This is a genomic window from Sphingobium lactosutens, assembly GCF_013393185.1.
GTDB lineage: Bacteria > Pseudomonadota > Alphaproteobacteria > Sphingomonadales > Sphingomonadaceae > Sphingobium > Sphingobium lactosutens_A.
In genome coordinates this window covers 114,160-140,401 of the sequence record NZ_QJQX01000080.1, presented here as the reverse complement: position 1 = coordinate 140,401, position 26,242 = coordinate 114,160, and the positions used below count along the sequence as shown (strand labels likewise).

The 26,242-nt window shown below is 65.1% G+C and carries 24 protein-coding genes and 3 tRNA genes; 13 read left to right on the top strand and 14 right to left on the bottom strand.

What is annotated here, in order from left to right; translation table 11 throughout:
• Position 1: 1 nt before the first annotated feature.
• The 4 genes from DM806_RS23480 (at position 2) to DM806_RS23465 (ending at position 5,549) form a co-directional block, all read left to right on the top strand.
• Positions 2 to 544 (top strand): DUF721 domain-containing protein, encoded by a 543-nt coding sequence (locus DM806_RS23480; RefSeq protein WP_179045574.1) that lies wholly within the window; start codon positions 2 to 4, stop codon positions 542 to 544.
• Between the two features lie 41 nt (positions 545 to 585).
• A complete protein-coding gene (locus DM806_RS23475) occupies positions 586 to 1,254 on the top strand; it encodes a thioredoxin domain-containing protein (protein WP_179045573.1) in 669 nt (222 codons plus the stop codon).
• Positions 1,255 to 1,299: 45 nt separating this feature from the next.
• Positions 1,300 to 2,031 (top strand): thioredoxin domain-containing protein, encoded by a 732-nt coding sequence (locus DM806_RS23470; RefSeq protein WP_179045572.1) that lies wholly within the window; start codon positions 1,300 to 1,302, stop codon positions 2,029 to 2,031.
• Positions 2,032 to 2,105: 74 nt separating this feature from the next.
• Positions 2,106 to 5,549 (top strand): chromosome segregation SMC family protein, encoded by a 3,444-nt coding sequence (locus DM806_RS23465; protein WP_179045571.1) that lies wholly within the window; start codon positions 2,106 to 2,108, stop codon positions 5,547 to 5,549.
• A gap of 121 nt (positions 5,550 to 5,670) precedes the next feature.
• Here DM806_RS23465 and DM806_RS23460 read toward each other — a convergent pair whose 3' ends face one another.
• Together DM806_RS23460 and ubiA are read right to left on the bottom strand one after the other, a co-directional pair.
• Positions 5,671 to 7,125 (bottom strand): phospholipase D-like domain-containing protein, encoded by a 1,455-nt coding sequence (locus tag DM806_RS23460; RefSeq protein ID WP_179045570.1) that lies wholly within the window; start codon positions 7,123 to 7,125, stop codon positions 5,671 to 5,673.
• Positions 7,122 to 8,045 carry a 4-hydroxybenzoate octaprenyltransferase gene (gene ubiA, locus DM806_RS23455; RefSeq protein WP_179045569.1) on the bottom strand — a complete coding sequence of 308 codons (924 nt, stop codon included), beginning with the start codon at positions 8,043 to 8,045 and terminating at the stop codon, positions 7,122 to 7,124. Before ubiA ends, DM806_RS23460 begins: the two co-directional genes overlap by 4 nt.
• Positions 8,046 to 8,129: 84 nt before the next feature.
• Between ubiA and DM806_RS23450 the strand changes: the two genes are divergently transcribed.
• The 4 genes from DM806_RS23450 to DM806_RS23435 all read left to right on the top strand — a co-directional run bounded on the left by DM806_RS23450 (position 8,130) and on the right by DM806_RS23435 (position 14,216).
• Positions 8,130 to 8,876 (top strand): 16S rRNA (uracil(1498)-N(3))-methyltransferase, encoded by a 747-nt coding sequence (locus tag DM806_RS23450; protein ID WP_179045568.1) that lies wholly within the window; start codon positions 8,130 to 8,132, stop codon positions 8,874 to 8,876.
• A gap of 179 nt (positions 8,877 to 9,055) precedes the next feature.
• Complete coding sequence (locus DM806_RS23445; protein ID WP_179045567.1) at positions 9,056 to 10,429, top strand: glutamate--cysteine ligase; 1,374 nt, start codon at positions 9,056 to 9,058, stop codon at positions 10,427 to 10,429.
• Positions 10,430 to 10,882: 453 nt separating this feature from the next.
• Positions 10,883 to 11,053 carry a hypothetical protein gene (locus tag DM806_RS23440; protein WP_179045566.1) on the top strand — a complete coding sequence of 57 codons (171 nt, stop codon included), beginning with the start codon at positions 10,883 to 10,885 and terminating at the stop codon, positions 11,051 to 11,053.
• A 295-nt stretch (positions 11,054 to 11,348) separates the two neighbouring features.
• Positions 11,349 to 14,216: a TonB-dependent receptor domain-containing protein gene (locus tag DM806_RS23435; protein WP_256869451.1), complete on the top strand. Its 2,868-nt coding sequence runs from the start codon at positions 11,349 to 11,351 to the stop codon at positions 14,214 to 14,216.
• A gap of 91 nt (positions 14,217 to 14,307) precedes the next feature.
• Here DM806_RS23435 and DM806_RS23430 read toward each other — a convergent pair whose 3' ends face one another.
• Together DM806_RS23430 and DM806_RS23425 are read right to left on the bottom strand one after the other, a co-directional pair.
• The gene (locus DM806_RS23430) at positions 14,308 to 15,423 is read right to left on the bottom strand and encodes a membrane dipeptidase (RefSeq protein WP_179045565.1); all 1,116 of its coding nucleotides are present in this window, start codon (positions 15,421 to 15,423) and stop codon (positions 14,308 to 14,310) included.
• A gap of 430 nt (positions 15,424 to 15,853) precedes the next feature.
• The gene (locus DM806_RS23425) at positions 15,854 to 17,152 is read right to left on the bottom strand and encodes a methyltransferase family protein (RefSeq protein WP_256869450.1); all 1,299 of its coding nucleotides are present in this window, start codon (positions 17,150 to 17,152) and stop codon (positions 15,854 to 15,856) included.
• 153 nt (positions 17,153 to 17,305) lie between these two features.
• Between DM806_RS23425 and DM806_RS23420 the strand changes: the two genes are divergently transcribed.
• Positions 17,306 to 17,593: a hypothetical protein gene (locus DM806_RS23420; RefSeq protein WP_179045563.1), complete on the top strand. Its 288-nt coding sequence runs from the start codon at positions 17,306 to 17,308 to the stop codon at positions 17,591 to 17,593.
• Here DM806_RS23420 and DM806_RS23415 read toward each other — a convergent pair.
• The 4 genes from DM806_RS23415 to DM806_RS23400 all read right to left on the bottom strand — a co-directional run bounded on the left by DM806_RS23415 (position 17,582) and on the right by DM806_RS23400 (position 19,912).
• Positions 17,582 to 18,214 (bottom strand): DUF1345 domain-containing protein, encoded by a 633-nt coding sequence (locus DM806_RS23415; protein WP_179045562.1) that lies wholly within the window; start codon positions 18,212 to 18,214, stop codon positions 17,582 to 17,584. The genes DM806_RS23420 and DM806_RS23415 overlap by 12 nt on opposite strands.
• A gap of 65 nt (positions 18,215 to 18,279) precedes the next feature.
• Positions 18,280 to 18,684 carry a hypothetical protein gene (locus DM806_RS23410; RefSeq protein ID WP_179045561.1) on the bottom strand — a complete coding sequence of 135 codons (405 nt, stop codon included), beginning with the start codon at positions 18,682 to 18,684 and terminating at the stop codon, positions 18,280 to 18,282.
• Between the two features lie 53 nt (positions 18,685 to 18,737).
• The gene (gloB, locus tag DM806_RS23405) at positions 18,738 to 19,472 is read right to left on the bottom strand and encodes a hydroxyacylglutathione hydrolase (RefSeq protein ID WP_179045560.1); all 735 of its coding nucleotides are present in this window, start codon (positions 19,470 to 19,472) and stop codon (positions 18,738 to 18,740) included.
• 5 nt (positions 19,473 to 19,477) lie between these two features.
• Positions 19,478 to 19,912, bottom strand: a complete 435-nt coding sequence (locus DM806_RS23400; protein ID WP_179045559.1) for a VOC family protein — start codon at positions 19,910 to 19,912, stop codon at positions 19,478 to 19,480.
• A 101-nt stretch (positions 19,913 to 20,013) separates the two neighbouring features.
• Here DM806_RS23400 and DM806_RS23395 point away from each other — a divergent pair, with 101 nt between their 5' ends.
• Positions 20,014 to 20,724, top strand: a complete 711-nt coding sequence (locus DM806_RS23395) for an SIMPL domain-containing protein (RefSeq protein WP_179045558.1) — start codon at positions 20,014 to 20,016, stop codon at positions 20,722 to 20,724.
• Between the two features lie 15 nt (positions 20,725 to 20,739).
• On the opposite strand, the gene DM806_RS23390 is transcribed toward DM806_RS23395, so the two are convergent.
• The 3 genes from DM806_RS23390 to DM806_RS23380 form a co-directional block, all read right to left on the bottom strand.
• Positions 20,740 to 20,982 carry a hypothetical protein gene (locus tag DM806_RS23390; protein WP_179045557.1) on the bottom strand — a complete coding sequence of 81 codons (243 nt, stop codon included), beginning with the start codon at positions 20,980 to 20,982 and terminating at the stop codon, positions 20,740 to 20,742.
• A gap of 183 nt (positions 20,983 to 21,165) precedes the next feature.
• Positions 21,166 to 22,053 carry a tetratricopeptide repeat protein gene (locus tag DM806_RS23385; RefSeq protein ID WP_179045556.1) on the bottom strand — a complete coding sequence of 296 codons (888 nt, stop codon included), beginning with the start codon at positions 22,051 to 22,053 and terminating at the stop codon, positions 21,166 to 21,168.
• Positions 22,053 to 22,808: an alpha/beta fold hydrolase gene (locus tag DM806_RS23380; protein ID WP_179045555.1), complete on the bottom strand. Its 756-nt coding sequence runs from the start codon at positions 22,806 to 22,808 to the stop codon at positions 22,053 to 22,055. Before DM806_RS23380 ends, DM806_RS23385 begins: the two co-directional genes overlap by 1 nt.
• A 132-nt stretch (positions 22,809 to 22,940) precedes the next feature.
• Between DM806_RS23380 and DM806_RS23375 the strand changes: the two genes are divergently transcribed.
• Together DM806_RS23375 and DM806_RS23370 are read left to right on the top strand one after the other, a co-directional pair.
• Positions 22,941 to 23,027 (top strand) — tRNA-Leu (locus DM806_RS23375).
• Between the two features lie 90 nt (positions 23,028 to 23,117).
• Positions 23,118 to 23,204, top strand: a tRNA-Leu gene (locus tag DM806_RS23370).
• A gap of 212 nt (positions 23,205 to 23,416) precedes the next feature.
• Here DM806_RS23370 and DM806_RS23365 read toward each other — a convergent pair.
• Positions 23,417 to 23,508 (bottom strand) — tRNA-Ser (locus tag DM806_RS23365).
• Positions 23,509 to 23,740: 232 nt separating this feature from the next.
• On the opposite strand from DM806_RS23365, the gene DM806_RS23360 reads away from it, so the two are divergent.
• Positions 23,741 to 24,550, top strand: coding sequence for a DUF1134 domain-containing protein (locus DM806_RS23360; protein WP_179045554.1), 810 nt, complete (start codon positions 23,741 to 23,743; stop codon positions 24,548 to 24,550).
• 6 nt (positions 24,551 to 24,556) lie between these two features.
• Here the strand turns inward: DM806_RS23360 and dinB are convergent, their stop codons facing one another.
• Positions 24,557 to 25,636 (bottom strand): DNA polymerase IV, encoded by a 1,080-nt coding sequence (dinB, locus tag DM806_RS23355; protein ID WP_179045553.1) that lies wholly within the window; start codon positions 25,634 to 25,636, stop codon positions 24,557 to 24,559.
• 52 nt (positions 25,637 to 25,688) lie between these two features.
• Positions 25,689 to 26,240, bottom strand: a complete 552-nt coding sequence (locus tag DM806_RS23350) for a hypothetical protein (RefSeq protein WP_179045552.1) — start codon at positions 26,238 to 26,240, stop codon at positions 25,689 to 25,691.
• Positions 26,241 to 26,242: the final 2 nt, after the last annotated feature.

Genomic DNA, 26,242 nt, shown 5'->3' with positions numbered 1-26,242 from the left:
CATGACGGAACGCCCGGTCCCCCCGAAATATAAGAGTCGCAAGGCCTCTGCCGAAGAACGGCCACGCATCGGCGCACCGCGCCGGATTTCCGACCTGATGCCGGACATCGGCCGCGCCGCCTTCCGCAAGTTCGGCTTCGTCCAGTCGAGCATCGTGACGCGCTGGGCGGAAATCGTCGGCCCGCATTATGCCGGCATTTCCGCACCCGAATCGATCCGCTTCCCGGTGGGGCAGAAGGCCGGCGGCACGCTCCAGCTGACGGTGATGAGCGGCCATGCGCCGATGGTCCAGCATGTGCTGCCCGACATCATCGAACGGGTGAACCGCTTCTTCGGCTATGCCGCCGTCGCCAAGGTGGCGATGCGCCAGGGCGAGATATCGCCCGCCACCGCCGAGCGCCGCCCGCCGCCCCGTAACCTGAAGCCGATTCCGGTCGAGCTGGGCGATTCGCTGCGCGATATTGGCGACCCGGAATTGCGCGCCGTGCTCGAATCGCTGGCGCAGGGTCTTGCCAACAGCAATGGCCTGCCGAAAATAAACTGATTAGGCTGTCGTTCAGCCAGCTTCACCTACGGACCTGCCCCATGAAAAAATCGCTGCTGTCGCTCGCCCTGCTCGCTATTCCCGCTGCCCTGGTCGCGGCGCCTGCCGTCAACTGGGTAAACCGCGTGGTCCTGTCGCCGATCGGTGGCCATTATATGGGCAATCCGGCCGCATCGACCAAGCTGGTCGAATATGTGAGCTACACCTGTTCGCACTGCGCCCATTTCGTCGGCGAGGCGAGCGCCCCGCTCAAGACCCAATATGTGAAGGGCGGCAAGGTCAGCGTCGAGGTGCGCAATGCCGTGCGCGACAAATATGACCTGACCGCCGCCCTGCTCGCGCGCTGCGGCGGTCCCGCCCGCTTCATGGGCAATCATGAGGCGCTGTTCGCCAACCAGACCGCCTGGATGGAACAGCTCGAAACCTATGATCGCGACGCCACCAAGCCGACCGACCAGATTCCCGCGATGAAGGATATCGGGCAGAAGACCGGCCTTTATGCGCTGATGAACAAGCGCGGCTTCTCCAACGCGCAGCTCGACGCCTGCGTCGCCAATCCGCAGTCGATGAAGCAGATACTGGCGATGACCGACGAAGCGTGGAACAAGGTGAAGATCACCGGCACGCCGGCATTCGTGGTCAACGGCACGAAGGTCGAGGGATCGACCTGGGCGATCCTGCAGGCCGCATTGCCCCCTGCCGCCCGCTGATCTAAACCCGCATCCATATAGTATATCATCGGAGCCTTGCCCGTCGTGAAAGCCCTTTCCGGTATTGCCCTCATCGCCCTCAGCCTGACCCTCGCCGCCTGCGGCAAGAATGAGGAAGGCGCCAAGCCGACCGGCGAGCCGATCGCCGCCGTCGCCGCGCCCGCCGGCACCAGCTGGTCGGAAACCATCGACGAAACGCCCGAGGGCTATTTTGTGATGGGCAACCCCAATGCGAAGCTGAAACTGGTGGAATATGGGTCCTACACCTGCAGCCACTGCAAGGATTTCTCGGCCGAGGCGTCGGAGGAGATCAAGAAGATCGTCGACACCGGCAAGATGAGCTTCGAATTCCGCACCTTCCTGCGCGATCCGATCGACCTGACCACCGCCCTGCTCGCGCGCTGCGGTGGCAAGGATGTCTACTATCCGCTGTCGGAACAGTTTTTCGCCAACCAGTCGGCGATGTTCGAGAAGGTGCAGGGCCAGGAAGCCGCCTTCAAGACCGTCGAACAGCTTCCGCCGGCCCAGCGCCCCGCCGCGATCGCACAGGTTGCCGGCCTGATCGAATATGCCCAGCAGCGCGGCGTTTCGGCGGATCAGGCCAAGCAGTGCCTGGCCGACACGAAGATGGCGGAAAAGCTGGCCAAGGGCGTCGAGGCAGCGACCAGCCAGTATCAGATTCAGGGTACGCCCAGCTTCCTGATCAACGGCGTGCTGGTCGACAATGTCGCCAACTGGGCCTCGCTCCAGCCCAAGCTCAAGGACGCAGGGATCTGATTGGCGCGCGGGGGGCGGATAGAGGCGCTTACGCATAGGGAAACCGGGGCGGCCTGCCGTCCCGGCCTGCTCCCGTGCAGATAAAGCGGCTCAAGCTCTCCGGCTTCAAGAGCTTCGTCGACGCGACGGAGCTGCGGATCGAGCCGGGCCTGACCGGCATCGTCGGTCCCAATGGCTGCGGCAAATCCAACCTGCTGGAGGCCATTCGCTGGGTCATGGGCGAATCCAGCGCCAAGTCCATGCGCGGCGGCGGCATGGAGGATGTGATCTTTGCCGGCACCGCTACGCGCCCGCAGCGCGATTTCGCCGAAGTATCGCTGCTCACCGTCCAGGAGCAGGGCGAATTGTTCAGCGCGGTCGATATCGGCGCCGACGGCGAACTGGAAGTCACCCGCCGGATCGAGCGCGGCGCGGGCAGCGCCTATCGCGCGAACGGCCGGGACGTGCGCGCCAAGGATGTCGCGCTGATCTTCGCCGATGCCGCCACCGGCCCGCACAGCCCTGCGCTGGTCAGCCAGGGCCGGATCGCCGCCGTCATCGCCGCGCGCCCGCAGGAACGCCGCGCCATGCTGGAAGAGGCGGCGGGGATCGCCGGCCTCCATGTCCGGCGCAAGGATGCCGAGCAGAAGCTGCGCGCCGCCGAAACCAACCTCGCCCGGCTGGACGAGATATTGGCGGACATGGACATGCGCGCCAATGCCCTGCGCCGGCAGGCCAAGGCGGCGGAACGCTATATCCGCCTGTCCGAACAGATCCGCATTGCCGAGGGCCGCACCCTCTTCGCCCGCTGGCGCGAGGCCAATGCCAGCGCCGAAGCCGCCCGTGCCGAGGCGAAGCAAGCCGATGCCGCCGTCGCCGCCGCGCAGGAGGGGCAGCTTGCCGCCGCAGCCCATGCCCAGGCGGCCGTTGCAGCGCTGGCGGACCGACGCGCCGCCGCGCAGGCCGCCCGCGACGCCGCCAATGAAGCGGGTCATCGCCTCGCCGCCCTGCGCACCGAGCGGGAATCGGTCGTCCGTCGCCTCGCCGACCTCAGCCAGCAGGCCGGGCGGCTGGAGGAGGATCGCGCGCGCGAAGGCACGCTGGCCAATGACGCGGCGGATGCGATCGCGCGCCTGACCGCCGAGACGGGCACGCTCAAGGCGCGGATCGCCGAGACGGAGAAGCTGCGCCCCGATTTCGCCGCCCGCATCGCCACCGCCGAGGCGGGCGCGCGCGATGCCGAACTGGATCTGGCCAGGGCGATGGCCAGGCAGGCGGCCGAGCAGGCCGAACTGCGCGTCGCCGAGGCCGCGCTGACCGCCGCGCGCAGCCATCTCGACCGGGCCGCGCGGGAGGTGGCGCGCCTGACCGCCGAAGCCGCCGCCCTGCCCGACGCCACCCCGCTGGAAGCGCAGCGCGCAACGGCCCTGGCCGATCAGGACAAGGCGAAGGCGGATCGCGATGCCGCCGAAGCCGCGATCCAGTCCGCCGACACCGATCGCCAGTCCGCCGCCGAGGCCCGCGCCGCCGGCGAGGCCGCACTTGCCGCCGCCCGCGCCGCACTCGCCGCGCTCGACAGCGAGGCCGCCGCGCTCAAGCGCGCGGTGGACAGCGGCACCGGCAACAAGGCCCGCGCGCTCGACCGGCTGAAGGCTGCGCCGGGCTATGAACGCGCGCTCGCGGCGGCTCTGGGCGACGATCTGGAAGCGCCGGTCGGCGCCGAGGGCAAGCGCCGCTGGGCGGGGGCCGAGGCTTTGCCGGCCGATCCACCCTTGCCCGCCGGAACGACCGCGCTCGCCGGCCATGTGACCGCTCCGCCCGAACTGGCCCGCCGCCTGGCGCAGATCGGCGTCACGGAGCATGACGAGGGCCAGCCGCTCGCCGTGGGCCAGCGGCTCGTCACCCTCGACGGACAGCTACGCCGCTGGGATGGCTATGTCGCGGCCGAAGGCGGCGCGGCAGCGGCCGAACGGCTGATCCGCGTCAACCGGCTGGAGGCGATCGCCGCAACGCGCCCCGCCGCGCAGGCCGAGGTCGATACCGCGGCTGCCGCGCAGGATGAAGCCAGGGCGCGCGAACGGGCGGCCGCGCAGGCGCTGGCCACCGGTCGCACCGCTTTGTCGCAGGCCGACCAGCGCCTGCGCACCGCGCTCCGCGCCGCCGATGAAGCGACGACGGCGCTCGAACGGCTGGCGGGCCGGCGCGAGGCGATCGAGGAAAGGCTGGCCGCAGCCCGGCAGGACCGGGATGGGGCGCAGGCCGAGCATCGAACCGCCGAATCCGCGCGCGCCGCCATGCCCGATGGCGCGGAAACGCGCGCGCAGGTCGCGACGCTCGTCCAGGCGAGCGAGAAGGCGCGCGCCGCCGTCAGCCAGCTTCAAGCCGATCAGGCCATGGCCGATCGCGCGCTGGCCAGCGACCGCGAGCGGCAGGGCGCTGCCGATGCCGAGATCAAGGGCTGGCGCAACCGCGCAGGCGAGGCGGCCAAGCGGATCGCCGCCATGGTCACACGCGGCGAGGATATCGCGACCGAGCGCGCGACGATCGAGGCGCAGCCCGACAGCCTCGCTAGGGCGATTGCCGACCTCAGCGATCGGGGCAGCGCGCTCACCGATGCCGCCGATCAGGCCCGCCGCGCCGAACAGGAAACGGAAGCCGCGCTGCGCACCGCCGAATCCCGTTCCGCGGGGGCCGGCGAAACGCTCGCCGCCGCTCGAGAATCCCGCGCCACCGCCGTCGCCCGTGCCGAAGCCGCCGACGAACGCCGGATCGAAACCAACCGGCTGTCGGGCGAGCGCTTCGAATGCCCGCCCCCCGTGCTGCCCGAAAAGCTGGGCTTTTCGAGCGCCGACGTGCGGCTGGCCCAGACCGAACAGGCCGAGCATGACCGTTTCGTCGCCGACCGTGAGCGGATCGGCCCGGTCAACCTTGTCGCCGCGCAGGAACTGGACGAGCTGGAAGCCACCCAGGCGACCAGCCGCTCCGAAAGCGCGGAACTGACGCAGGCTATCAACCAACTGCGCGGCTCGATCGGCAGCCTCAACCGCGAAGGCAGGCAGAGATTGCTTGCCGCGTTCGAGGCGGTTGACGGCCATTTCCGCCGCCTCTTCACGACCCTGTTCAATGGCGGGCAGGCGCATCTGGAACTGATCGACAGCGACGATCCGCTGGAGGCGGGCCTCGAAATCATGGCTCAGCCGCCCGGCAAGAAGCTGGCCGCACTCACCCTGTTGTCTGGCGGCGAACAGGCGCTGACCGCCGTTGCGCTGATCTTCGGTTTGTTCCTGACCAATCCCGCGCCGATCTGCGTGCTGGACGAAGTCGACGCGCCGCTCGACGACGCTAATGTCGAGCGTTTCTGCGACCTGCTCGACGCGATGGTGGCGCAGACCAACACCCGCTACCTGATCGTCACCCACAATGCCGTCAGCATGGCGCGCATGCACCGGCTGTTCGGCGTCACCATGGTCGAGCGCGGCGTCAGCCGGCTGGTGTCGGTCAATCTCCACAGCGCGGAGGCGTTGCTGGCTGCGGAATAGGATTTGTGGCGCTTAACTTCGCACATTTCCCGCTAATTGAGACAGGATGTTACGCGTGGGCGATCCTATCGGAAAGTCCGGCCTTCATCATAAGACCGCGCGCGCCGATAGGACAGCACTATCACCCCCGCCCGAACCAGCCCTTCATCCGGCGGAACAGGCCGCGTTCGCTGACCGGCTCGAACATCTCTTCCGGGCCTTCTGGGTCCAGCACCTCATGGTCGGCGATCCACTGCTGCACGTCATTCAGGTCCGGCGTGACATAGGGGCGCAGCGTCCGCCCCGGCTTCTGCCGCAATTCCTCGATCGCCGCGATCAGGCCGCGCTCGCCGATCACCGCTGATACCCGCTCGGCCGGCAGATCGAGATGCTCGGCGACCAGGTCGTCGCGAATCCTGAGGATCGTCGCCTGCCGACCTTCATTGCCCGGCAGCGCGGTGTCGATGCAGACATCGCATTCGGTGTCGAGCCGCATCGAGCGGTTGTTCATGTTGGAGGAGCCGACCCGAATCAGCCGGTCGTCCACGATCAATATCTTGGCATGGACATAGATGGGCACGCCGCGATTGGTGAAGGGATGATAGATGCGGAAGCGACCATGGGTGTCGCGCGCCTTCAATGTCTCGAACAGGCGAGCGCGGGCGGTGTCCATCGCCTGCTGCTCCAGCCAGCCATCGGCCTGTTCGGGATTGACGATGACGATTTCCGGGCCATCGGCCTCGTCCAGCCGCTTGGCGATCGCCTCGGCGATGCGGCGGGAGGCGAAATATTGGCTTTCGGCATAGAGGCTATGCTTCGCCGCCGCGATCTGGTGCAGATAGAGCTGCTCGATCTCGGTCAGTTCGTCCTGATCGTCCATCTTGGGCGCGGTGCGGGCGATGGCGACGTCGACGCCTTCGAACTGCACCGGCAGCTTGTCGGGCCAGCAATCGGTGACGCCCTCGATAGGGTCCAGCGGATCGCCGCCGGCGCCGACCCAGCGATTGCGGGCATGGTCGCCAAGCGCCGCCGCAATCGGCCCGCTGAGCGCCGTGGTCGCATCGTGCCAGGGACCATAAGCCGACCCGTCGGGATGATGCCGTCCCGGCTCCTCGTCGCGATGATGGCGCGTGTCCCAGCGGTCGCCGGTCATGTCGATGCCGCCGCAGAAGGCGAAGCAATCGTCGATCACCACGATCTTCTGGTGGTGCGAGGCGGCGGGCGGATGATGGCTGTCCAGCTTCACGGTGATGCGCGGATGCGCCATCCAGCGCAGCGTCGTCACCAGATGCGACGGCCGCGTCATCGACTTCATCGCGCCGACATCCCAGCGCAGCAGGAAGATTTCCAGCTCCGGATTCTGCTCCACCAACCAGGAGATGAAATCGCCGATGACGACAGGCGCGCCATCTTTCGCCTCATCCTCGCGGATCAGGCTGATCGCCGGGTCGAAATCCCAGCCGATCAGCATGATGCGGCGCTTCGCCTTCATCATCGCCGCGCGGGCCTGACGGAAATAGGCGTCGGCGTCGATGATGACGCTGGCCTTCTCGGCGCGCGCGATGCGCCAGCAATCTTGGCCCGGTTGCGGCGTCATATGGTGGCACTCCCCACGACCAGACATGCCAGAAACATCAGCAGCCCGGAAAAGCGATTTGAACGGAATTTACGCAGCGGATCGACCCCATCTTCTTTCAATGTCGCCACCTGCCACAGCAGGTGCATCACCATCGGCAACAGGGCCATAAGCGCCAGCGCCTGCGGCCGGACCTGCCAGATCGCGCCTGCCCAGAGACCAAGCGCCAGCAGATAGCAGAGCGTTACCCCGCCCCGCACATGCTTGCCCATTGACAGCGCGCTCGACCCGATGCCGATCAGCGCATCATCCTCGCGATCCTGAAGCGCATAAATGGTGTCATAGCCCACCACCCAGAAGAGGGTGCCGGCATAGAGGAGCAGGCCCGGCAGCGTCAGCGCGCCGACGACCTCGCTCCACCCCACCAGCGCCGCCCAGGAAAAGACGAGGCCGAGCCAGACCTGCGGCCAGCCGGTAATCCGCTTCATGAAGGGATAGGCCGCGACCAGCGCCAGACTGCCCAGCGCCACGACCTGCGCATAGAGGTGCAGCTGGAGCAGCACGATCAGGCCGACGAGGCACAGGGCCAGCAACCAGCCCCAGGCTATCTTCACCGACATCGCCCCGCTCGCCAGCGGCCGAGTCGCGGTGCGCGCCACCTTCCGGTCGAGATCGCGGTCGACGATATCGTTGAACACGCAGCCCGAGCCGCGCATCGCGATGCTGCCCAGCAGCAGCCAGGCGATCAGCGGCCAGCGCGCATATCCCCCGCCCGCCAGAGCGACCGCCCATGCCCCCGGCCAGAACAGCAGCCACCAGCCGATCGGCCGGTCGAATCGCGCCAGTTGCGCCAGCGTGCGGGGCGTGTCCGGCAACCTTGCGAGCAGGCCGCGCGCTTCGCTGTCGGGGACGATCCCTTGATTGGATGGCGTCTGATTCACTACGACTCCATTCGCCCTTATGCTTGTCTAGGGGCCATGCTTCTCTTTAGGGAAGAACATGTATCCGGCAAGACACGAGATGAGATGACCGCAACCCCCGCCTGGCCGCCACAAAGCGCCCCGCGCCTCCATGTCGAAACCCAGCTGGGCGAAGGCGTAGCCGTGCCGGTGGACGGCAATCCGGCCCATTATCTGATCAGCGTCATGCGGGTGAAGCCGGACGATATCGTGCTGCTGTTCGACGGGCGTTCAGGCGAATGGGCGGCGCGCGCCCGCGATATCCGCAAGCGCGATCTGGTGCTGGAGTGCATCAGCCAGACCAAAGCGCCCGAAATTGTGCCCGATTTCTGGCTCTGCTGCGCGCCGATCAAGAAGGGGCGGATCGACCTGATCGCGGAAAAGGCGTGCGAACTGGGCGTCGCACGACTCCTGCCGGTGCTTACCCGCCGAGCGGTGGTGGACAAGCTCAATCTCGACCGGCTCCACGCCCATCTGGTGGAGGCGGCAGAGCAATGCGGCCGCACCGCGTTGCCCGGCCTCACCGAGATGACGAAGCTGGACGCGCTACTCAAAAGCTGGCCCACCGATCGCCATCTCTTCTTCGCCGACGAAAGCGGCGGGGCGCCGCTGGAGCAAAGCCTGCGCACCCATCCCGGCCCGGCCGCCTTCCTGGTCGGGCCGGAGGGCGGTTTCGATCCCGCCGAGCGCGAGGCGATCCGCGCCACGCCGGGCACGGTGCCGGTGTCGCTCGGCCCGCGCATCCTGCGCGCGGAGACGGCCGCCATCGCTGCTACCGCGGCCTGGATGGCCATCAATGGTGACTGGTCCTGAAGCATCGCGCGAAATGCCTGTCCCGAACTGGTCGAGGGATGGGAACCGGTTTTCGCATCAGTAATGCGGCAACCAGTAAAGTTTCATTCCGCTATGTTATTGCGCGGACGATAGGCGCAACTTATCTGTCGGCCGCGCGCTCTTGTTTGACGCGCATGGGGGAAGCAGTAAGGCGGGGCATGAGCACCAGAACCGACACCGGGGGAATTGATCCCGTCATCGAGAGTCGCGACCAGTTGATCGCGGCCTTTTCCAAGGGTGAAAAGCCCAAGGATCGCTGGCGCATCGGCACCGAGCATGAGAAATTCGTCTACAGTCGCAAGGATCATCACGCCCCTTCCTATGAGGAAATGGGCGGCATCCACACGCTGCTGATCGGCCTGACCCGTTATGGCTGGAGTCCGGTGTTCGAGGGCGAGAATATCATCGCCCTGTCCGGCAGCGACGGCACCATCAGTCTGGAGCCGGCCGGCCAGCTCGAACTCAGCGGCGCCCCGCTCGAAAATCTGCATCAGACCTGCGCCGAAACCGGCCGCCATCTGGAGCAGGTGAAATATGTCGGCGACATGCTGGGCCTGGGCTTCCTCGGCCTTGGCATGTGGCCTGACAAGAGCCGCGTAGAATTGCCGATCATGCCCAAGGGCCGTTATGACATCATGCTGCGACACATGCCGCGCGTGGGGTCGATGGGTCTCGACATGATGCTGCGGACCTGCACCATCCAGACCAATCTGGACTATGGCAGCGAAGCCGACATGGCGCAGAAGTTCCGTGTGTCGCTGGCGCTCCAGCCGCTTGCCACCGCACTCTTCGCCAATTCGCCCTTCACCGATGGCAAGCCCAACGGCTTCCTCTCCTATCGCAGCCATATCTGGTCGGACACCGATCCGCACCGCACCGGCATGCTGCCCTTCGTGTTCGAGGACGGCTTCGGGTACGAGCGCTATGCCGACTACGCCCTCGATGTGCCGATGTATTTCGTTTACCGCGACGGCAAATATATCGATGCGGCGGGCCATAGTTTCCGCGACTTCCTCGCCGGCAAGCTCGCCGTCCTGCCCGGCGAAAAGCCGACCGAGAAGGATTGGGAGGATCATCTCTCCACCGCCTTCCCCGAAGTGCGGATGAAGAGCTTCCTCGAAATGCGCGGCGCCGATGGCGGTCCGTGGAACCGCATCTGCGCGTTGCCGGCCTTGTGGGTCGGCCTGCTCTACGACCAGGGCGCGCTCGATGCGGCGTGGGACGTGGTCAAGGACTGGAGCATGGAGGAACGGCAGATATTGCGCGATTCCGTGCCGAAGCTGGGTCTGGACGCGCCGATCGGCGGCGGGCGCAAGCTGCGCGACATTGCCGGGCAAGTGGTGGACATCGCCCGATCGGGTCTGGCCGCGCGCGCACGACTTAACGCCTCGGGCGACAATGAGACGGGCTATCTCTCGGCGCTCGACGAAGTGATCGCGTCGGGCAAGACCCATGCCGAACGGCTGCTCGACCGCTATCATGGCGAATGGCAGGGCGATCTCAGCCGCATCTACGCGGAAGAGAGTTTCTAGAATGATTTCAAGCCAGATGGAATCATCTGGTGACTCGGAAATCACGGAAAACAAAAGAAAAGGTAGCGCCATTCCGGTTCCGTCAAAACCGGAATGGCGCTAGGTGTGTAGTCCCGGACTGTAATGGTGCATCATTGATCCTGACACGTCAGGAAGAAGATGCCCTATGGCAAATATTCTTCATGGCAGCGCCCGCAAGACGCCGCGTCTGCGCGCCGAGTTCCGAGCGTCGCAAGAAAGCACCAGAGCCTTGCCGTCGCCACGGAGTAAACCTCAAGACAATGGTCGGGGCAAAAATAGGATGACGACCGACGCACCGATGGCCCCAAGAGCACCGCGCTGACCCGCCGCTCGTTGGGTTTCAGCCGTCCTGCCAGATTGGCGAACCAGACGTGGAACAGGGTGTGGCGGGCAGCGGAAAGCTGCTTCTGGCCGACCATGCGGAACGCGGCGATGCTCCGGCATGTCCGTTTTGGCGCGCAGCTGGAACAGGTGGCGCGCCTGCTCCGTCTCGGCAAGCCCGGCGTCGAGCCGGTCCGCCAGACTGGCCTTGCCCGAACCGGTTACAACAGCCAATCGTTCCACCCGATAGTGGCCTGCGCATGCTTGTCGATCGGCGCCTGACGCCGCCTCGCCCGGACAAAGGGCCGTCTGCGGCACATTCCATCGATCGATCGGGAAACGCCGCATCGAACGGGCGATCCCGGCCTTTGTAGTGCGCTTGTTGCAACATTGTAACACTCCGACATAAAATCGGCGGGCGTCGCCCTGACGATCTTTACAGCGTGTCCGGCAAGGGGCACGCATCCGGCTTCCGCGTGGCCGTCAACGGTGGGTCGGGAGGGTACCGTTCACCTCCGCTACGGATGAACGCGAACCGGGGCGCAAGTCCCGGCGTTACAAGCAAGGGACTTGAAACTTGAACAACAATCGGAAGATGAGCGCGCTGCGTTGCGGCGTGGCCTCCATGATCCTTGGCGTTGCAGCATCTGCCGCCGTCCCCGCCCTCGCCCAGGAGGCACAGGGATCGGACGCTGATGCCGGCGCCGAGACGATCGTCGTCACCGGATCGCGCATCGCCCGCCCCGACCTCAGCGCGTCAGTGCCCATTGCGGTCGTCTCGCAGGAAAAGATCGCGCAGACCGGCGCCGCCAACATTCAGGACGTGCTCGCCGAACTGCCCGCCGTCGGCCAGAATATCAGCCGCACCTCGTCCAACTTCTCGACCACCGGCAACGGTCAGGCGACCGTCAACCTGCGCAACCTCGGTTCGTCGCGCACCCTGGTGCTCGTCAACGGCCGCCGTTTCGTCGCGGGCCTGCCCGGCACCTCGATCGTCGACCTCAACACCATCCCGACCGACCTCATCAAGGAAGTCCAGGTCGTGACCGGCGGCGCGTCGGCCGTCTATGGTTCGGAAGCGATTGCGGGCGTCGTGAACTTCATCCTCGACGATGAATTCCAGGGCCTGCGCTTCCATGGCCAGAACACGCTGAGCAGCCGCGGCGACGCCGGCCGCTATCTGGCGACCGTGACCGGCGGCACCGCCTTCGCGGACGGCCGCGGCCATATCGTCGTCAACGGCAGTTACGACAAGGACAACGGCCTGCGTTCGCGTAGCCGCAGCTTCTCGGCCAACGACATGCCGAACCGCAGCTCCTTCGCGGCCCAGGGTCTCTTCAGCCCCAACGGTTCCTTCGCGCCGGGCGCCAACACCTTCACCTTCGACCAGGCGAACAATCTGAAAAATTATCAGAGCGCCAACATCGACGGCTATAACCGCAACAACGACCGTTATCTCGGTCTGCCGGTCGAGCGCTATCTGGCGTCGGGCCTGGCCAAGTACGAGATTTCGGATGACGTCGAACTGTTCGGCGAATTCGAATATGCCAAGAGCAAGTCGCGCTCCAGCCTGGAGCCGCAGGCAGTCGCCGACACCGACCTGACCAATGCCGATGGCACGCCCTATGCCGGCATTCCGATCACCAACCCATTCATTCCGCAGCAGATCCGCGATGCGATGGTCGCCGCCGGCGTCACCGCCCTGCCGTTCCGCCGCCGTTCGAACGATATTTTCGATCGCAGCAACCGCAACGATCGCGAAACCTGGCGCGTGGTGGGCGGCGCCCGTGGCACGCTCGCGGAAAAGTTCAAGTGGGAACTCTATTACACCCACGGCGAAATGAAGGACAAGACCTCGTCCGGCACCATCCTTGGCCCGAACTATGTCAACGCCCTGAACGCTGTCGCCGGTCCCAACGGCCCGGTCTGCTCGATCAATGTCGACGCCGATCCGACCAACAATGATCCCGCCTGCGCGCCCATCAACATCTTCGGCTTCAACACGGTTTCGGCCGCAGCCGCCGACTATGTCACCAATGGCGGCCAGCGGTCGACTTATGACGCCCGCGTGAAGCAGGACGTCTTCTCGGCCACCATTTCGGGCGACCTGTTCGAACTGCCCGGCGGCGCGCTCAGCTTCGCGACCGGTTTCGAATATCGCCGCGAATCCAGCTCGGAGAATTTCGACGAAGCCACCAACAATGGCGACACGCTGGGCAACATGCTGTCGGACACGCGCGGCAAATATAATGTGAAGGAAGCCTTCCTCGAAGTCGTCGCCCCGATCCTGTCGGAGCGTCCCTTCTTCCATTATCTGGGCTTGGAAGGCGCTGTGCGCTACGCTGACTATTCGACCGTCGGCGGCGTGTGGAGCTGGAAGGCCGGCGGCGAATGGGCGCCCGTGCGCGACATCCGCTTCCGCGGCATCTATTCGGAAGCCACCCGCGCGCCGAGCATCAGCGAACTCTATTCGGCGCAGAGCGAAACCTTCCCGGCCGTCATCGATCCGTGCGACCAGGCGCAGGGTGCCGGCGATTCCTGGAATGGGGTCAAGGCGTCCATTCCGGCGGCCTGCCTCAACAACCCTGCCATCGCGGCAGCGGCTGCCGGCGCCGGTTTCGTCTATTCCACCGCGCAGATCCAGAACATCAACGGCTTCGTTGGCGGCAACCCGAACCTGCAGGAAGAAACCGCCAAGACGCTGACCCTGGGCGCGGTGCTGACGCCCCGCTTCATCCCGAACCTCAGCGTCACGGTCGATTACTACCGGATCAAGGTGCAGAACGCGATCGGCATCATCGGCCAGCAGACGTCGCTTGACGAATGCCTCACCGGCGGTGGCGAGGATCTGTTCTGCAACAACATCACGCGCGACGCCAATGGCCGCGTGACCCAGGTCGATGCGTTCAACCTCAACACCGGTTCCTTCCTGGTGTCGGGCATCGATACGCAGATCCGCTACAGCATGAACATCGGCGAGACCGGCAAGCTGGACCTGAGCGGCTACTGGACTCATCTGCTCAAGCAGCAGCAGACCTCCTTCCCCGGCGGTCCGACCCAGAAGGAAGTGGGCCAGCTCGACTGCTATAGCTGCGGTCGCCTGGGCACCGGTTTCCGCGACAAATTCAATGTCTCGGCCACCTTCTCGCTGGAGAATGTCTCGCTCAACTGGCGCGTCAATTACATGAGCAATGTCAAGGACGACCTGACCAAGCCTGCTCCGATCAGCACCGGCGCCTTCTGGTATCATGATGCCCAGTTGCGCATCGGCCTCGACAAGAAGAAGACCTACGAGCTGTATTTCGGCGTCGACAATGTCTTCGACAAGAAGCCGCCGATCTTCGGCGACACCAATGTCGTGACCTTCCCCGGCACCCAGACGTCGGCGAACACCTACGACCTCTATGGCCGCATGCTCTATGCGGGCGTGGACTTCCGCTTCTGACGGTTGCTGCCCCGGTTCCGACCGGGGCCGCCGCTTGCAGGAAAAAAGGGGCGCTCCATCCGGGCGCCCCTTTTTCATGCCACCGGTCCGATCAGCCGAGTATGTCGGTCATCACCCGCCGCCAGTTGCCGCCCATGATCCGGTCGATCTCGCGCCCACGGAACCGCGCCTTTTCGAGCGCCGCGGCGATGCTGTCCATACGATGGATATCATTGAGCGCCGGGATGACGACATGGTGCGGATCCTGCGCGAAGCCGGGGATGCCGAGCTTGTCCATGGCCCGCCACCATTCCAGATATTCCTTCACGCCCTCCGCATTGTCGTTGTTCAGCTTCACCAGATTTTCCTGCCCGTCGATCGGGAAATCATTGGAGATGCCGACGGCCTCTATCCCGCCGATGTTGATGACGTGGCGCAACTGCGCGACCAGATGATCGGTGGTTGGCACCGCATCGCGGGTCAGCCAGAAACTCATCATGAAGATGCCCATCATGCCGCCCTTGTCGGCGATCGCGCGGATGACGGTGTCGGATGCACAGCGGGGATGGTCGACGATCGCCTTGCACGCGCCATGCGACAGCAGGATCGGCGTCTTGCTGCGCCGGGCCGCTTCAAGCATAGTCGGCTCCGAACCGTGCGACACGTCCGGGACGATGCGCAGGCGGTTCATCTCCGCCAGTCCCTCGACACCCAGCGGCGTCAGGCCGCTCCAGTGCGGCTCGATCGCGCCGCCGGCGAACAGATTATCGTTGTGATGGGTGAATTGCAGCACGCGCAGCCCCCGCGCATGAAAATCGGCGAGGCGCGACAGATCGGTGCCCACCGGCTCGCAGGACTGGAATTGCAGGAAGACGGCACAGCCCGGTCTTTTACCGATGTCCGATCCCTTGAGCGCCACATAGGCCGCCCTGCTGTCGGCCAGACGTACCCTGACGCGATCGAGGGCGGCGCTGCATTTGGCGTAGGTGCGCAGATAGCGCGGCGTGCCATCGGCGTCGCGCACCTCCTCGATCTCGGAAATGTCGCAGATGATGCCATCCAGATGGGCGACGGACAATTGCTCCAGATCGTCCGGAAGGAAGCTCAGGCCATCCATGAAAAAGGGTTTTGCAGCCGCAGCCGACGCTATCGATGGCCCCGCCGCCGCCATGAAGGCGCCTCCCGACAGCAGCGCGAGTGCATGACGACGGGACAGAGGCTGGGACATGAAACTTCCTTGAAATGCTGAGTATTCGACGCCTTACAACATTCTGTCCGTCCACCAAGAATATGCGTGCCGCAAAACCGATGGCAGATTCTCGTTCATGCTCGATCGCGCTTCATTGCGACCGCCGCAGCCCAAGCCGCGACCATGTCCACTTGTGCGATTGTTTGCATACCCCGAAAATCCGAACGCCGGCATGGCCGGTCGTCGAAAAGTCGGCTCAAAGACCGGGGAACCCGCTGCACCCATTTGATTGCCGAACTTGCCGCAATGCCAAAGCGCACTGCCGTCCCGTGGCAGGACATGCCCTCATCAGGCACCCTAAGATCATTCGCCATGATCGCTCGCCTCCAATCCCGGCAAGCATCTTGAACCAGAGACTCCCCTCATTAGGAATCCCATGATTCAAACACATGTCGTCCCGCTCTAACCCTTACTCGGCCGGCTGCGCCACCGCGTCCGTCTCGCGCTTCCGCCCGGTCAACCAGGCGAACAGGCGCGGGACAGGGGCGTTGCGCTCCATCCACTCGCTATAGGCGCGATAGTCCGGGTCGGCCGACAGATGCCGCTCCTCGGTCTTTGCGCGCCAATAATAGACGGCATTGGTCAGCGCCAGCATCGCGCAGTTGCGCACCATGTCGGTCAGCGAGCCGCTGACTGACAGGAAGGGCAACGCCGAAAACCACCAGAAGAGATTCTTGGACAAATAGGCCGGGTGCCGCGTCCAGCGATAGGGACCGTGGGTCAATATGCCGCGATGGGTGAGGTTGGAAAAGCGCAGGCCGAACGCCACCGTCGCCCAGGCATAGAGGGCGGTCAGCAGCACCAGCCAGCCGCCCAACAGCCATTGCAACGCAGTCGACCCTTGGGTCCAGACATCCCATTCCGCGCCGCCGGCATGATAGTCGAGCGGCCCGCCGCCGCCCATCAGCACGAAGGGCGGATAGCAGATCAACGCCGCGAGCCAGCCGCCCAGATAGGGGTTGGCGGTGCGGATATGCGAATCCAGCGGTTTGAAGGTCAGGATATAGCCGACCGTCGCGAGGCAGACGTCGATCATGAACATGACCGCGATCAGGAATCCGGCCAGCGCCACCGGGTGAGCGAAGGCGTCGGCGATCCGCCAGTTGACCACATTGGCGAAATTACCCGGCACGATCGATATCATGAAGGCGAGGAAGAAGCCCTTCACCGCCCAGGCGCGGGCATGATGCGCGACCTGGACCATGTCCGGCTGCCCCGCCACGCCGCCGATCACCCACTGACCGAAACTGTAGGATGCGTCCCTCGGCTCCACCAGCCGCCGGTCGATCCAGAGGATATAGGGGATGGACGCGACCAGCAGCCAGGGCGCGGCGTTCATGAACAGGTCCATCGAGAAGCGATAATTGCCGCTCCAGTACCAGCGCGCGATGCAATAGAAGATGGCGATGGCGAGCCAGGTCGCCCATAGCCCGGCGATCTTGACGATGCTGATGTCCAGCACCTCGCGCAGGGGGCGCGGCGTCCTTTGCCAGTCGATCCCGGTGGACGCGTTGCGATGCACCTTGTCGACGACCAGCGACCACAGCACCATCGGCAGGCCGCAGGCGACCACGGCCGCCAGCCCGGCATTGGGTCCGTTCATGCCATAATGGCGCGCGACCAGCGTCCAGAGGGCAAGCCCGAACAGGCCGGCAATGCCGACGCCATGGCTGACGGCGGAGGTGGGACAGGGATCGGCCTTGCTCATCGTCATCAGCCTTTAGCAAAAATAGGTAATCAAGCCGTGAAAGCAGGAGAGGATCAGGGTCGGCGATTCGTCGCAAATGCGATGATGAGGGATGAACCGAAATGATTTCAGATCGTTATGCAGACCGAGCGGGCAAGATAAGAGGAAAGATCCATGTCCATCGCCGTGCAGTTTCCCGATGGCAGCGTCCGCGACATTCCCGGGCAATTGCGACAGATCGATGACGACTCTCTCCCGAACCATCCACTCCGGTTCGAACAGGTGCCGCTCAACTGCGATTCCCGCTGGCTTTATTATCGCAGCGGCAAGGGCTGGTTCGCCCGGCCCCGGCACGGCCATCTCGCCGCCTTCCGCCCCGCAGTCGACGAATGGTGGCGCTCGATCGACGCCATGGCCGACAGCGAGGAAACCAAGCCCGGCCGCTGGGAATCAGCCGCCTGATCCGCCCAGCACATTGATGGTGAAGGCCAGGATGCCGAGGTTGAACAGGAAGGCCGCAAGGCACTGGAACAGCACCGTCCGGCGCATCCCGGTCGCCGTCACCGACACATCCGACGTCTGGAAGGTCATGCCCAGGGTGAAGGCGAAATAGAGGAAATCCCAATAGGCCGGCTCGTCCGTGTCGGGAAAATCCAGCCCGCTCCGATCCTTCCCGTCCTTACCGGGCAGGTAGAAGATATGGGCATAATGCATCGCGTAGACGAGGTTGGAAAAGAGCCAGGCGATCAGCAGGGTCGCCAGCAACAAGGCGATGCTGATGCCATCCGGCCCGCCATGCTGGCTGATCGCCACCCCCACCGCGACCAAAATCACCAGGCTGACGATCCCGGTCAGCAACAGCATCAGTCCGCGATTGGCGTCATTTGCGAGCGCCTTGCGCCGCATCGATGCCGCATCGGCATCGATCAACGGCACCACCGAGATCATGAAGGCCAGAGCGGCAATGTCGAACCCCGACATCACCGCCTCATGCCAGGGCAGCAGGATCGCCAGCGGCGCGATCACCGCCAACAGGGCCAGGAACATCCCATAACGCCATGGGAAAAGGGATGACGCGCTCATGTGCGCATCAAAGGCGCAAAGCGCTGTGCTGACAAGCGCTTCCGCTCAGACGCGCGGTCATGCCGTCATTTGCCAGGCGGCGTTCGATAGGGGATGAAATCGCCCAGCGCGCAGGCGCCCGACGTCATGCCGGTCTGCAAATTGGCGGTCGTCGTGAAATCGCCCCGGCACAGTTGCGACCCAAAGCTGCGCACGATCATCGTGTCGCCATAGGTCAGGCCGTTGCAACTGCCGATCAGCTCATTCTTGTAGACCAGCTTCTTGCTGACCCGATAGAGCAGCACATTGTTGCTGATTACCGTCAGGTTGGTCTGCGGCTCGCGATTGATGCAACTCGTCTTCTCGCCGGGCACCTTGCCGGCCAGCGCCTTGTCAAGTTCGGCAGCCTGCTTGTCCGTCAGCGGTCGCGGCTCATAGCTGCCGGTGCAGCCCGCCAGCAGCAAGGGCGCCATCCAGATCCACGCGCGCATCGCGATTCTCCATATCGTATCGATTTGAAGACGGCATCATAAGGCAAAAGCCGTCAGGCCGCATCCTTCGCAGCGCGCCGGGCGGCCAGCTCGGCAACGTTGCGCGCGCGCATGAAGATATTGGTGTCCCGCTCCGCACCGATACTGGTCGGCACCGTCGCCTCGCCCTTCGCCCGCGCAGCCTCGACGGCCACCACGCGCGCCGCCAGCGCTGCATTGTCCGGCTCCACCGTCAGCGCGAAACGGCCGTTGGAAAGCGTATATTCATGCGCGCAATAGACGGTCGTGTCGGCGGGCAAGGCCGCCAGCCTCGCCATATTGTCGAACATCTGCGCCGCCGTCCCCTCGAACAGCCGGCCGCAGCCCATGGCGAAGAGCGTGTCGCCGACGAAGACGATTCGATCCTCCGCCAGATGATAGGCGATATGCCCCGCCGTATGCGCGGGCACCGCCATCACCGTCGCGACATGGTCGCCGATGCGGACCTGGTCGCCCTCGCCCACCGTCCGGTCGAGCGTGCCGATCTTCTCCGCCTCCGCCGCAGGCCCGGTGATGATGCAGCCGCCCCATGCCTGTGCTGCCGCCTTGATCGCCGCATTGCCGCCGACATGATCGCCATGCCAGTGGGTGTTCCAGATCTGACCGATGGTCCAGCCCCGCACGCGGGCGGCGTCCAGCACCGGGTCCGCCACCGCGGGGTCGACCGCCACCGTCTCGCCGCTCGCATCGTCGTGCAGCAGCCAGACATAATTGTCGTTGAGGACGGGGATGCGGACAACCTCCAGCATGGCGCTTACCAGTGGCCGATATTGGGCATCGACGCCCAGGGTTCGGCCGGCTCCAGCCGCCCGTCCTGCAACAGCTCGATCGAGATATTGTCGGGGGTGCGGATGAAGGCCATGTGCCCGTCACGCGGCGGCCGGTTGATCGTCACGCCCGCGTCCATCAGCGTCTGGCAGGTATCGTAGATATTATCGACCCGATAGGCGATATGGCCAAAATTGCGTCCCTCGCCATAGACTTCCGCCGGCGTGCCATCCTCAGCCGGCCAGTTGTAGGTCAGTTCGACCTGTGCATCCTCGTCGCCCGGCGCGGCCAGATAGACGAGGGTGAATCGGCCCTGCTCGCTGGTGATGCGCTTCACCTCCTCAAGGCCGAGCAGCTCGAAAAAGCCCTTGGTCCTGTCGACATCGGCGACGCGGATCATGGTGTGCAGATATTTGGGCATGTCGTCTCCATTCGTCGCCATAAAGCAACGGTTCATCTCATGGATGGCAGATATGCCTTATAGATAAGGTCGCATGGCACCGGACGGAAGAGGGAAGCAGCATGGCACTGGATATGCGGGACAAGGTATTTCTGGGCAGCGCCGCGCTGCTCGCCATCGGCATGGTGGCCGGGGGCTATCTTCTGGGCGACGGCCTGACGCGCGCCAAGGCGGCCGATCGCTCGGTCACGGTGCGCGGCCTTGCCGAGAAGGACGTGACGGCCGACCTTGCCACCTGGTCGATCAGCTATTCGGCAACCGGCTTCGACCTGCCGACCGTGCGCACCGAAATCGACAACAACACCAGGGAATTGCAGGCCTATTTCAAGAGTCTGGGCTTCAAGCCCGAGGAACTGAAGCCGGTCGGCGCAGGCGTGAATCAATGGCTGAACAACGGTGTCAACACGATCACCATCACCCAGCGGATGCTGTTGCGCACCACCGATATCGCCCGCGCGCAAAAGGCGGTCGCCCAGCAGTTCGACCTCGTCCGGCGCGGCGTGACGCTACAGGAAGGGTCGGGCATGCGCTACAGCTTCACCAAATTGAATGACGTCAAGCCGCCGATGGTCGCCGCCGCCACCAGGGACGCGCGCGCCGCCGCCGAACAATTCGCCAAGGATTCGGGCGCAGGCGTCGGCGGCATCAAGAGCGCGACCCAGGGCTATTTCTCGATCGACGCCCGCGATGGCGAAGGCGGCGGCGACGGGGGCAGCGATACGCCCTACAAGAAGGTCCGCGTCGTCACGACCGTCGACTTCTACCTGAAATAGACGGACTGGACCGGCTCAACATTTGCCGCGGCGGCGCTCCTTGCGTGAACAGTCGCTCTTGTCGCCGATGATCGCGCCCGCCGTACCGCCGATGATCGCGCCCTCGGTGGTGCCAAGGCCGGTCGCACTGCCGACCACCGCACCACCCGCGCCGCCGATCAGGCCGCCACGCGTCGCTCCGCGCGAGCAACCGCTCGTGGCAGCAGCGCCGATCACGAGCAGGCCGATCGCGAACGCGCCCTTGATTCGATTGTCCATGTCGCTGTCTCCTTTGCCAGGCCCGCCGCACAGAAGCGAACCGGCCGGCTGCCGAGGAGTTCCGTGACGAAATCTTGCCAGAGCATTCTGAAGTCGGCTGGAACAGCCGACGGCTCGCGGAATGCGGTCATCAAAAGACGATAGAAGCGTGAACGATACAATCCCATCGTCCACCGCTCCAGGTCAGCCCGTCGGCTTGTCGCCTGACTTCCCTGTCGGCAGCCGCGTCAGATTGTCCGCCGCCGCCTTGCCTGCTGGCGCATCCGGCGCCAGCCTGACCGCACGCTGCCAGGCCGATCGCGCTACATCCTCATGATCGGTGAGGATGGCGACATTGCCCTCTTCCAGCGCGACCGACGCGTCATCGGGCGACAATTGCACAGCCCGGGCGATATGCGCCTGCGCCAGGCTCAATTCGCCCGATCGCCGCGCCAGCGTCGCCGACAGCAGCCAGCCGAGCGGATCCTTCGGCGCCTGCGCCAGCGCGACGTCCAGCGAATCGCGCGCGCCGTCCGTGTCGCCCAGCGCCACCAGCGCCCGCGCCCGGTCGAGATGCACCTCGCCCTTCTCCATCCCGTCGGGCAGACCGCGCGCCAGCGCCGCGTCGAAATCGGTGCGCGCCTTGGCCGCATCGCCGCTCGCCAGCGCGGCATTGCCCGCCTGCGCCCACAGCCGCGCGCTCTGCGCCATTTCGCCGCCGCGCTCGGCCTCCTCCGCCGCCTGCTCGAAGGCGACAATCGCCGGCGTCCATCGCTCGGCACGGGCATAGGCGAAGCCCATGCAATGGCGCGCGTAGAAGCTGCCCCCCTCGATCCGCCATTTCTGCGCGAAGGCGACCCCGGCATCGGGCGATTCGATCGCTTGGTCGAGGCAGGCCTGAAAGGGGGCGGCGAATTTGGCGGGCACGGGAATCCGGCCATCCTCCCGCGCCGGGGTGCTACCGGCCGCCGGCGGGGTGGCCGCAGCCGCCGCGGCCGCCCTTTCCTCCTGCTTCTGCTTGCGGCTGCGATTCATCACCGCCTCGATCTCGGGATCATAGGCCTGAAGCAGGAGCGGCAGGAAAAAGGGCATCACAATATGTCCAGCAGGCTGGCGACGGTGCGGATCAGCAGAGCGATGTCGCCGTCGCGGGAAAGGCGATGGTCGCCATCCTTAACCAGCAGCGTCTGCACATCGGATGAACGCAGGCGCGCCGCGCTCCTGATCGCAATCTCCCACGGCACGTCGGCATCGGCCTGCCCGTGGAGCAGCCGTACCGGACAGTCGATCGCGATCTCCGTCTCCAGCAGCCGCAGCGCCTGTCCCGATTCCCAGAATCCCAGCGTCGTCACATAGGGCTGGTCGCCATAGGGCGTCGGTTCCTCGATCCGCCCCTCGGTCCGCAGCAGCGCCTTGTCCGCGTCGGTAAAGCCCCACTCCGTGAAATCCGGTGCGGCAGCGATGCCGACCACGCCCGCCACCCGATCGGGCCGCGCCAGCGCTACCAACAAGGCCAGCCAGCCGCCCATCGACGATCCGACCAGCACCACAGCCCCCTCGATCAGCGTATCGAGGAACAGCAGCACATCGTCGCGCCAGCTCGCCAGCGTGCCATCGGCAAAACGCCCCTCGCTCGCGCCATTGCCGACATAGTCGAGCCGCAGCATCGCCCGTCCCTGCGCCTGCGCCCAGCCATGCAACGCCACCGCCTTCCCACCTTCCATGTCGGACATGTAGCCCGGCAGGAAGATCAGCGTCGGCCCGGTCCCTTCGCTATGGCGATAGGCCAGGCGCAAGCCGTCAGGGCGGGTGAGGAAGGCGGGCGGCGCGGGATCGGCGATGGTCATGGGCGTTTTCATATCCTGGACAAGACGGCGTCGCCTGCCCTTAAACCGGCTTTTTTGCGAAACCCAAAAAATAATGCGGGCCGTGCGTTGACAGCTTCGGGGGCCACCGTTAGAGGCGCCCTCCTACCCCGTGCCCAGATGGCGGAATTGGTAGACGCACCAGCTTCAGGTGCTGGCGATCGCAAGGTCGTGGAGGTTCGAGTCCTCTTCTGGGCACCATTTTTTGGCAGAGGCCAAAAACACACTCCCCCTACAGACAATGCGTTGACAGCTTCGGGGCCACCCGCTAGAGGCGCCCTCCTACCCCGTGCCCAGATGGCGGAATTGGTAGACGCACCAGCTTCAGGTGCTGGCGATCGCAAGGTCGTGGAGGTTCGAGTCCTCTTCTGGGCACCATGTTTCTGGCAGGGCCAAGAACTCTAAAAAGCGGCTGGCGACAGCCGCTTTTTTGTTGCCCGACGCCGGTGCTGACGCGTCGTGACCGGCGCCCGCGATCGGGCATCGTTTGCAATCGCCATCTTTTCGGAAACCGGCAGTCGCCAGAGCTGCAAATGCCACGATCCTCCGCCCGAAGGCGAAGGCGTTTTCTCATCATCGGAAAAGAAAAGTGGCGGAGACGGAGGGATTCGAACCCTCGGTAGCCCCTTAAGGCTACGACGGTTTAGCAAACCGCTGGTTTCAGCCACTCACCCACGTCTCCGCACGGATTTGCCCTTCTCTTGTGGAGAGGAGCAGTGGCTGGGCGCGGCTATAGCGAGGGCTTTGCGGCATGGCAACGGTCCTCAGTGCGGATTTTTTACGCTATGCGGCGATTATCGGATTCGATCCGGCGTGGAATGGACTCGGGTCGCCGTTCGTTCATTGTCGTTTCAGCTTCGAAGCCGATAATCTGGACTATGGTTTCAAGAGCGGGCTTCCGGGGAGTATCGGGCATGATCGGCATCAATGGGCGCAATGGCGTCCGCATCGCGCGCGCAGCCGCACTGGTCGCCGCGCTGGCGGGCATGGCGCTATCGCCGGTCGTCGCCTCGGCGCAGGTACGCACCATCGATCCCAATACGGCGATCGACGCCGACCTCGCTCCGCCGCCGCCCGCCAACAGCGCGCCGACCGATCCGGGCGTGGATACCAGCGTCAGCCCAAACAGCGGCACCAGCTATAATCCGCCGCCTCCCGTCACCGCACCGCCTTCCAGCGGCACTACGGCAACCGGCGCGCCAGTGACGGCCGATTCGCCGCCCTCCACGATTGCGCCGGGGGATTCCTATCAGCAGGATGATCTGATCGGCGCGGCCGAAGGCGTGTTTGGCAAGGGCGCGGAAGGTCTGGCCGGCATCATCGAGAAGATCCTGAAGGATCAGGGCCGCCCCAACGCCTATATCGCCGGTCGCGAGGCGTCGGGCGCTTTCGTCGTCGGGCTGCGTTATGGCTCCGGCACGCTCAACCACAAGATTGAGGGCAAGCGCGAGGTCTACTGGACCGGCCCGTCGATCGGCTTCGACGTCGGCGGCAACGCGTCCAACACTTTCGTGCTGGTCTATAATCTCTACGATACGCAGGATCTCTACCACCGCTTCCCAGCGGCGGAGGGCACCGCTTATCTGGTGGGCGGCTTCACCGCGAGCTATCTGCGCTGGGGTAATGTTGTGCTGATCCCGATCCGGCTGGGGGTGGGCTATCGGCTGGGCGTCAACGCCGGTTACATGAAGTTCACCGAAAAGCGGAACTGGCTGCCCTTCTGACAGGCGTCACAGCAACAGGGCGAGCTGCTCGCCCTGTTCGCCTTCTTCTTCCGCCTCCAGATTATGCACCCCCAGCCCCAATAGCCGCGCGCCCATGCGCAGCGGCAACTGAGCCCGCAGCAAGTCCCGCGCCGCCTGCGCCAGTTGATCCGGCGATCGCACCGGCGCTGAAAAGCTGCGCGACCGGGTGATGATGCGGAAATCCGCGAACTTCACCTTCAGCACCACCGTCCGGCCCCAGGCCTGCGCCTTCTCGATCCGGGTCCAGAGATTCGCCGCGATCCGGTCCAGTTCCGCCACCAGAGCCGCCTCCTCGACCAGATCGTCGAAGAACGTATCCTCGACGCTCACCGACTTGCGCTCCTGCCGTTCGCGCACTGGCCGGTCGTCCTCGCCGCGAGAGGCGCGGTAATAATAGTCGGCCGAACTGCCGAAATGGGCGTGGAGAAAGCGCATGTCGCGGTCGCGCAGGTCCGCGCCGGTCTCGATCCCCAGTTCCTGCATCCGCTTCGCCGTGACCGGCCCCACGCCATGGATGCGCCGCACCGGCATGGCGGCGATGAAGGCCGCCCCCTCGCTCGGCCGCACCACGCAGATGCCGTCGGGCTTGTTCTGGTCCGACGCCAGCTTGGCGATCAGCTTGTTGTAGGACACGCCGGCCGATGCGGTGAGACCGGTTTCCTCCCGGATCATCCGCCTGATCTCTTCGGCCACCTGCGTCGCCGACGCGATGCCGAACTTGTTCACCGTGACGTCCAGATAGGCCTCGTCCAGCGAGAGCGGCTGGATCATGTCGGTGAAGCGGCTGAATATCTCCCGCACCTGCGCGGACACGGCGCGATACACCTCAAAGCGGGGCTTCACGAAAATGAGGTCGGTGCAGAGCCGCCGCGCCCGCGCACCGGGCATGGCCGATCGCACACCAAACTTGCGCGCTTCATAGCTGCATGTCGCCACCACCCCGCGCGGCCCACCGCCGCCCACCGCGATCGGCTTGCCGCGCAGCGCGGGATCGTCGCGCTGCTCCACCGACGCATAAAAGGCGTCCATGTCGATATGGATGATCTTGCGCAGCGGCGAGTCCATGGCGTCACCCTATGCCACAGCGCGGAACGAAAGGGAAACGCCGGAGCTGTCGTCAGCGAAGGATACGCAGATTGTCGAGCAGCGATTCGAGATGCGCGCGGCTCAACCGGCTCCAGACATTATAGGTGCAGCGCTGCCCGCCGATCCGCAGATAGGCGAGCGATTCAAGCCCCTTGCCGGACGGATTGGCGGCCGGATAGGGCTTTGCGCCCATCAGCCCATAACCGGCGAAGGCGGGCGCGGGCAGCTTGCGCAGATCACGCGTCGATGGCCATTGCTTCGTCAGCCGCTCGCGCTGGACGCTATCGGGCTGGTCATCATCGGGCAGCAGGCCGGTCCCGGCAAAGCCATAGGCGCTGCGCATGCCGGGAAGGTCGAAGGCCACCGCCCAGCCGCCGCTGAAATTGGCGGCCCGCGCCACACCCTGCGCCCGCCCGTCCGACACCAGACCAAGCGGCGCGCAATCAGCGCGATTCTCCGCCTTGGCCCATTGGCCGCGCACGATCGTCTCACCAATCAGGGGCGCCGAGATCCGTCGTGCCGGCCGCGCCTGCACGCCCGCTGCCCCGCCAATCAAAAGCGTGGCGGGGATCAGCCGCCGCATCG

Excerpts from the sequence above, each read along its gene's own strand:
- DM806_RS23480 (WP_179045574.1), top strand. The coding sequence starts at position 2 with ATGACGGAACGCCCGGTCCCCCCGAAATATAAGAGTCGCAAGGCCTCT.
- DM806_RS23475 (WP_179045573.1), top strand. The coding sequence starts at position 586 with ATGAAAAAATCGCTGCTGTCGCTCGCCCTGCTCGCTATTCCCGCTGCC.
- DM806_RS23460 (WP_179045570.1), bottom strand. The coding sequence starts at position 7,125 with ATGACGCCGCAACCGGGCCAAGATTGCTGGCGCATCGCGCGCGCCGAG.
- DM806_RS23450 (WP_179045568.1), top strand. The coding sequence starts at position 8,130 with ATGACCGCAACCCCCGCCTGGCCGCCACAAAGCGCCCCGCGCCTCCAT.
- DM806_RS23445 (WP_179045567.1), top strand. The coding sequence starts at position 9,056 with ATGAGCACCAGAACCGACACCGGGGGAATTGATCCCGTCATCGAGAGT.
- DM806_RS23440 (WP_179045566.1), top strand. The coding sequence starts at position 10,883 with ATGCTCCGGCATGTCCGTTTTGGCGCGCAGCTGGAACAGGTGGCGCGC.
- DM806_RS23430 (WP_179045565.1), bottom strand. The coding sequence starts at position 15,423 with ATGTCCCAGCCTCTGTCCCGTCGTCATGCACTCGCGCTGCTGTCGGGA.
- DM806_RS23425 (WP_256869450.1), bottom strand. The coding sequence starts at position 17,152 with ATGAGCAAGGCCGATCCCTGTCCCACCTCCGCCGTCAGCCATGGCGTC.
- DM806_RS23420 (WP_179045563.1), top strand. The coding sequence starts at position 17,306 with ATGTCCATCGCCGTGCAGTTTCCCGATGGCAGCGTCCGCGACATTCCC.
- DM806_RS23415 (WP_179045562.1), bottom strand. The coding sequence starts at position 18,214 with ATGAGCGCGTCATCCCTTTTCCCATGGCGTTATGGGATGTTCCTGGCC.
- DM806_RS23410 (WP_179045561.1), bottom strand. The coding sequence starts at position 18,684 with ATGCGCGCGTGGATCTGGATGGCGCCCTTGCTGCTGGCGGGCTGCACC.
- gloB (WP_179045560.1), bottom strand. The coding sequence starts at position 19,472 with ATGCTGGAGGTTGTCCGCATCCCCGTCCTCAACGACAATTATGTCTGG.
- DM806_RS23400 (WP_179045559.1), bottom strand. The coding sequence starts at position 19,912 with ATGCCCAAATATCTGCACACCATGATCCGCGTCGCCGATGTCGACAGG.
- DM806_RS23395 (WP_179045558.1), top strand. The coding sequence starts at position 20,014 with ATGGCACTGGATATGCGGGACAAGGTATTTCTGGGCAGCGCCGCGCTG.
- DM806_RS23390 (WP_179045557.1), bottom strand. The coding sequence starts at position 20,982 with ATGGACAATCGAATCAAGGGCGCGTTCGCGATCGGCCTGCTCGTGATC.
- DM806_RS23385 (WP_179045556.1), bottom strand. The coding sequence starts at position 22,053 with ATGCCCTTTTTCCTGCCGCTCCTGCTTCAGGCCTATGATCCCGAGATC.
- DM806_RS23380 (WP_179045555.1), bottom strand. The coding sequence starts at position 22,808 with ATGACCATCGCCGATCCCGCGCCGCCCGCCTTCCTCACCCGCCCTGAC.
- DM806_RS23360 (WP_179045554.1), top strand. The coding sequence starts at position 23,741 with ATGATCGGCATCAATGGGCGCAATGGCGTCCGCATCGCGCGCGCAGCC.
- dinB (WP_179045553.1), bottom strand. The coding sequence starts at position 25,636 with ATGGACTCGCCGCTGCGCAAGATCATCCATATCGACATGGACGCCTTT.
- DM806_RS23350 (WP_179045552.1), bottom strand. The coding sequence starts at position 26,240 with ATGCGGCGGCTGATCCCCGCCACGCTTTTGATTGGCGGGGCAGCGGGC.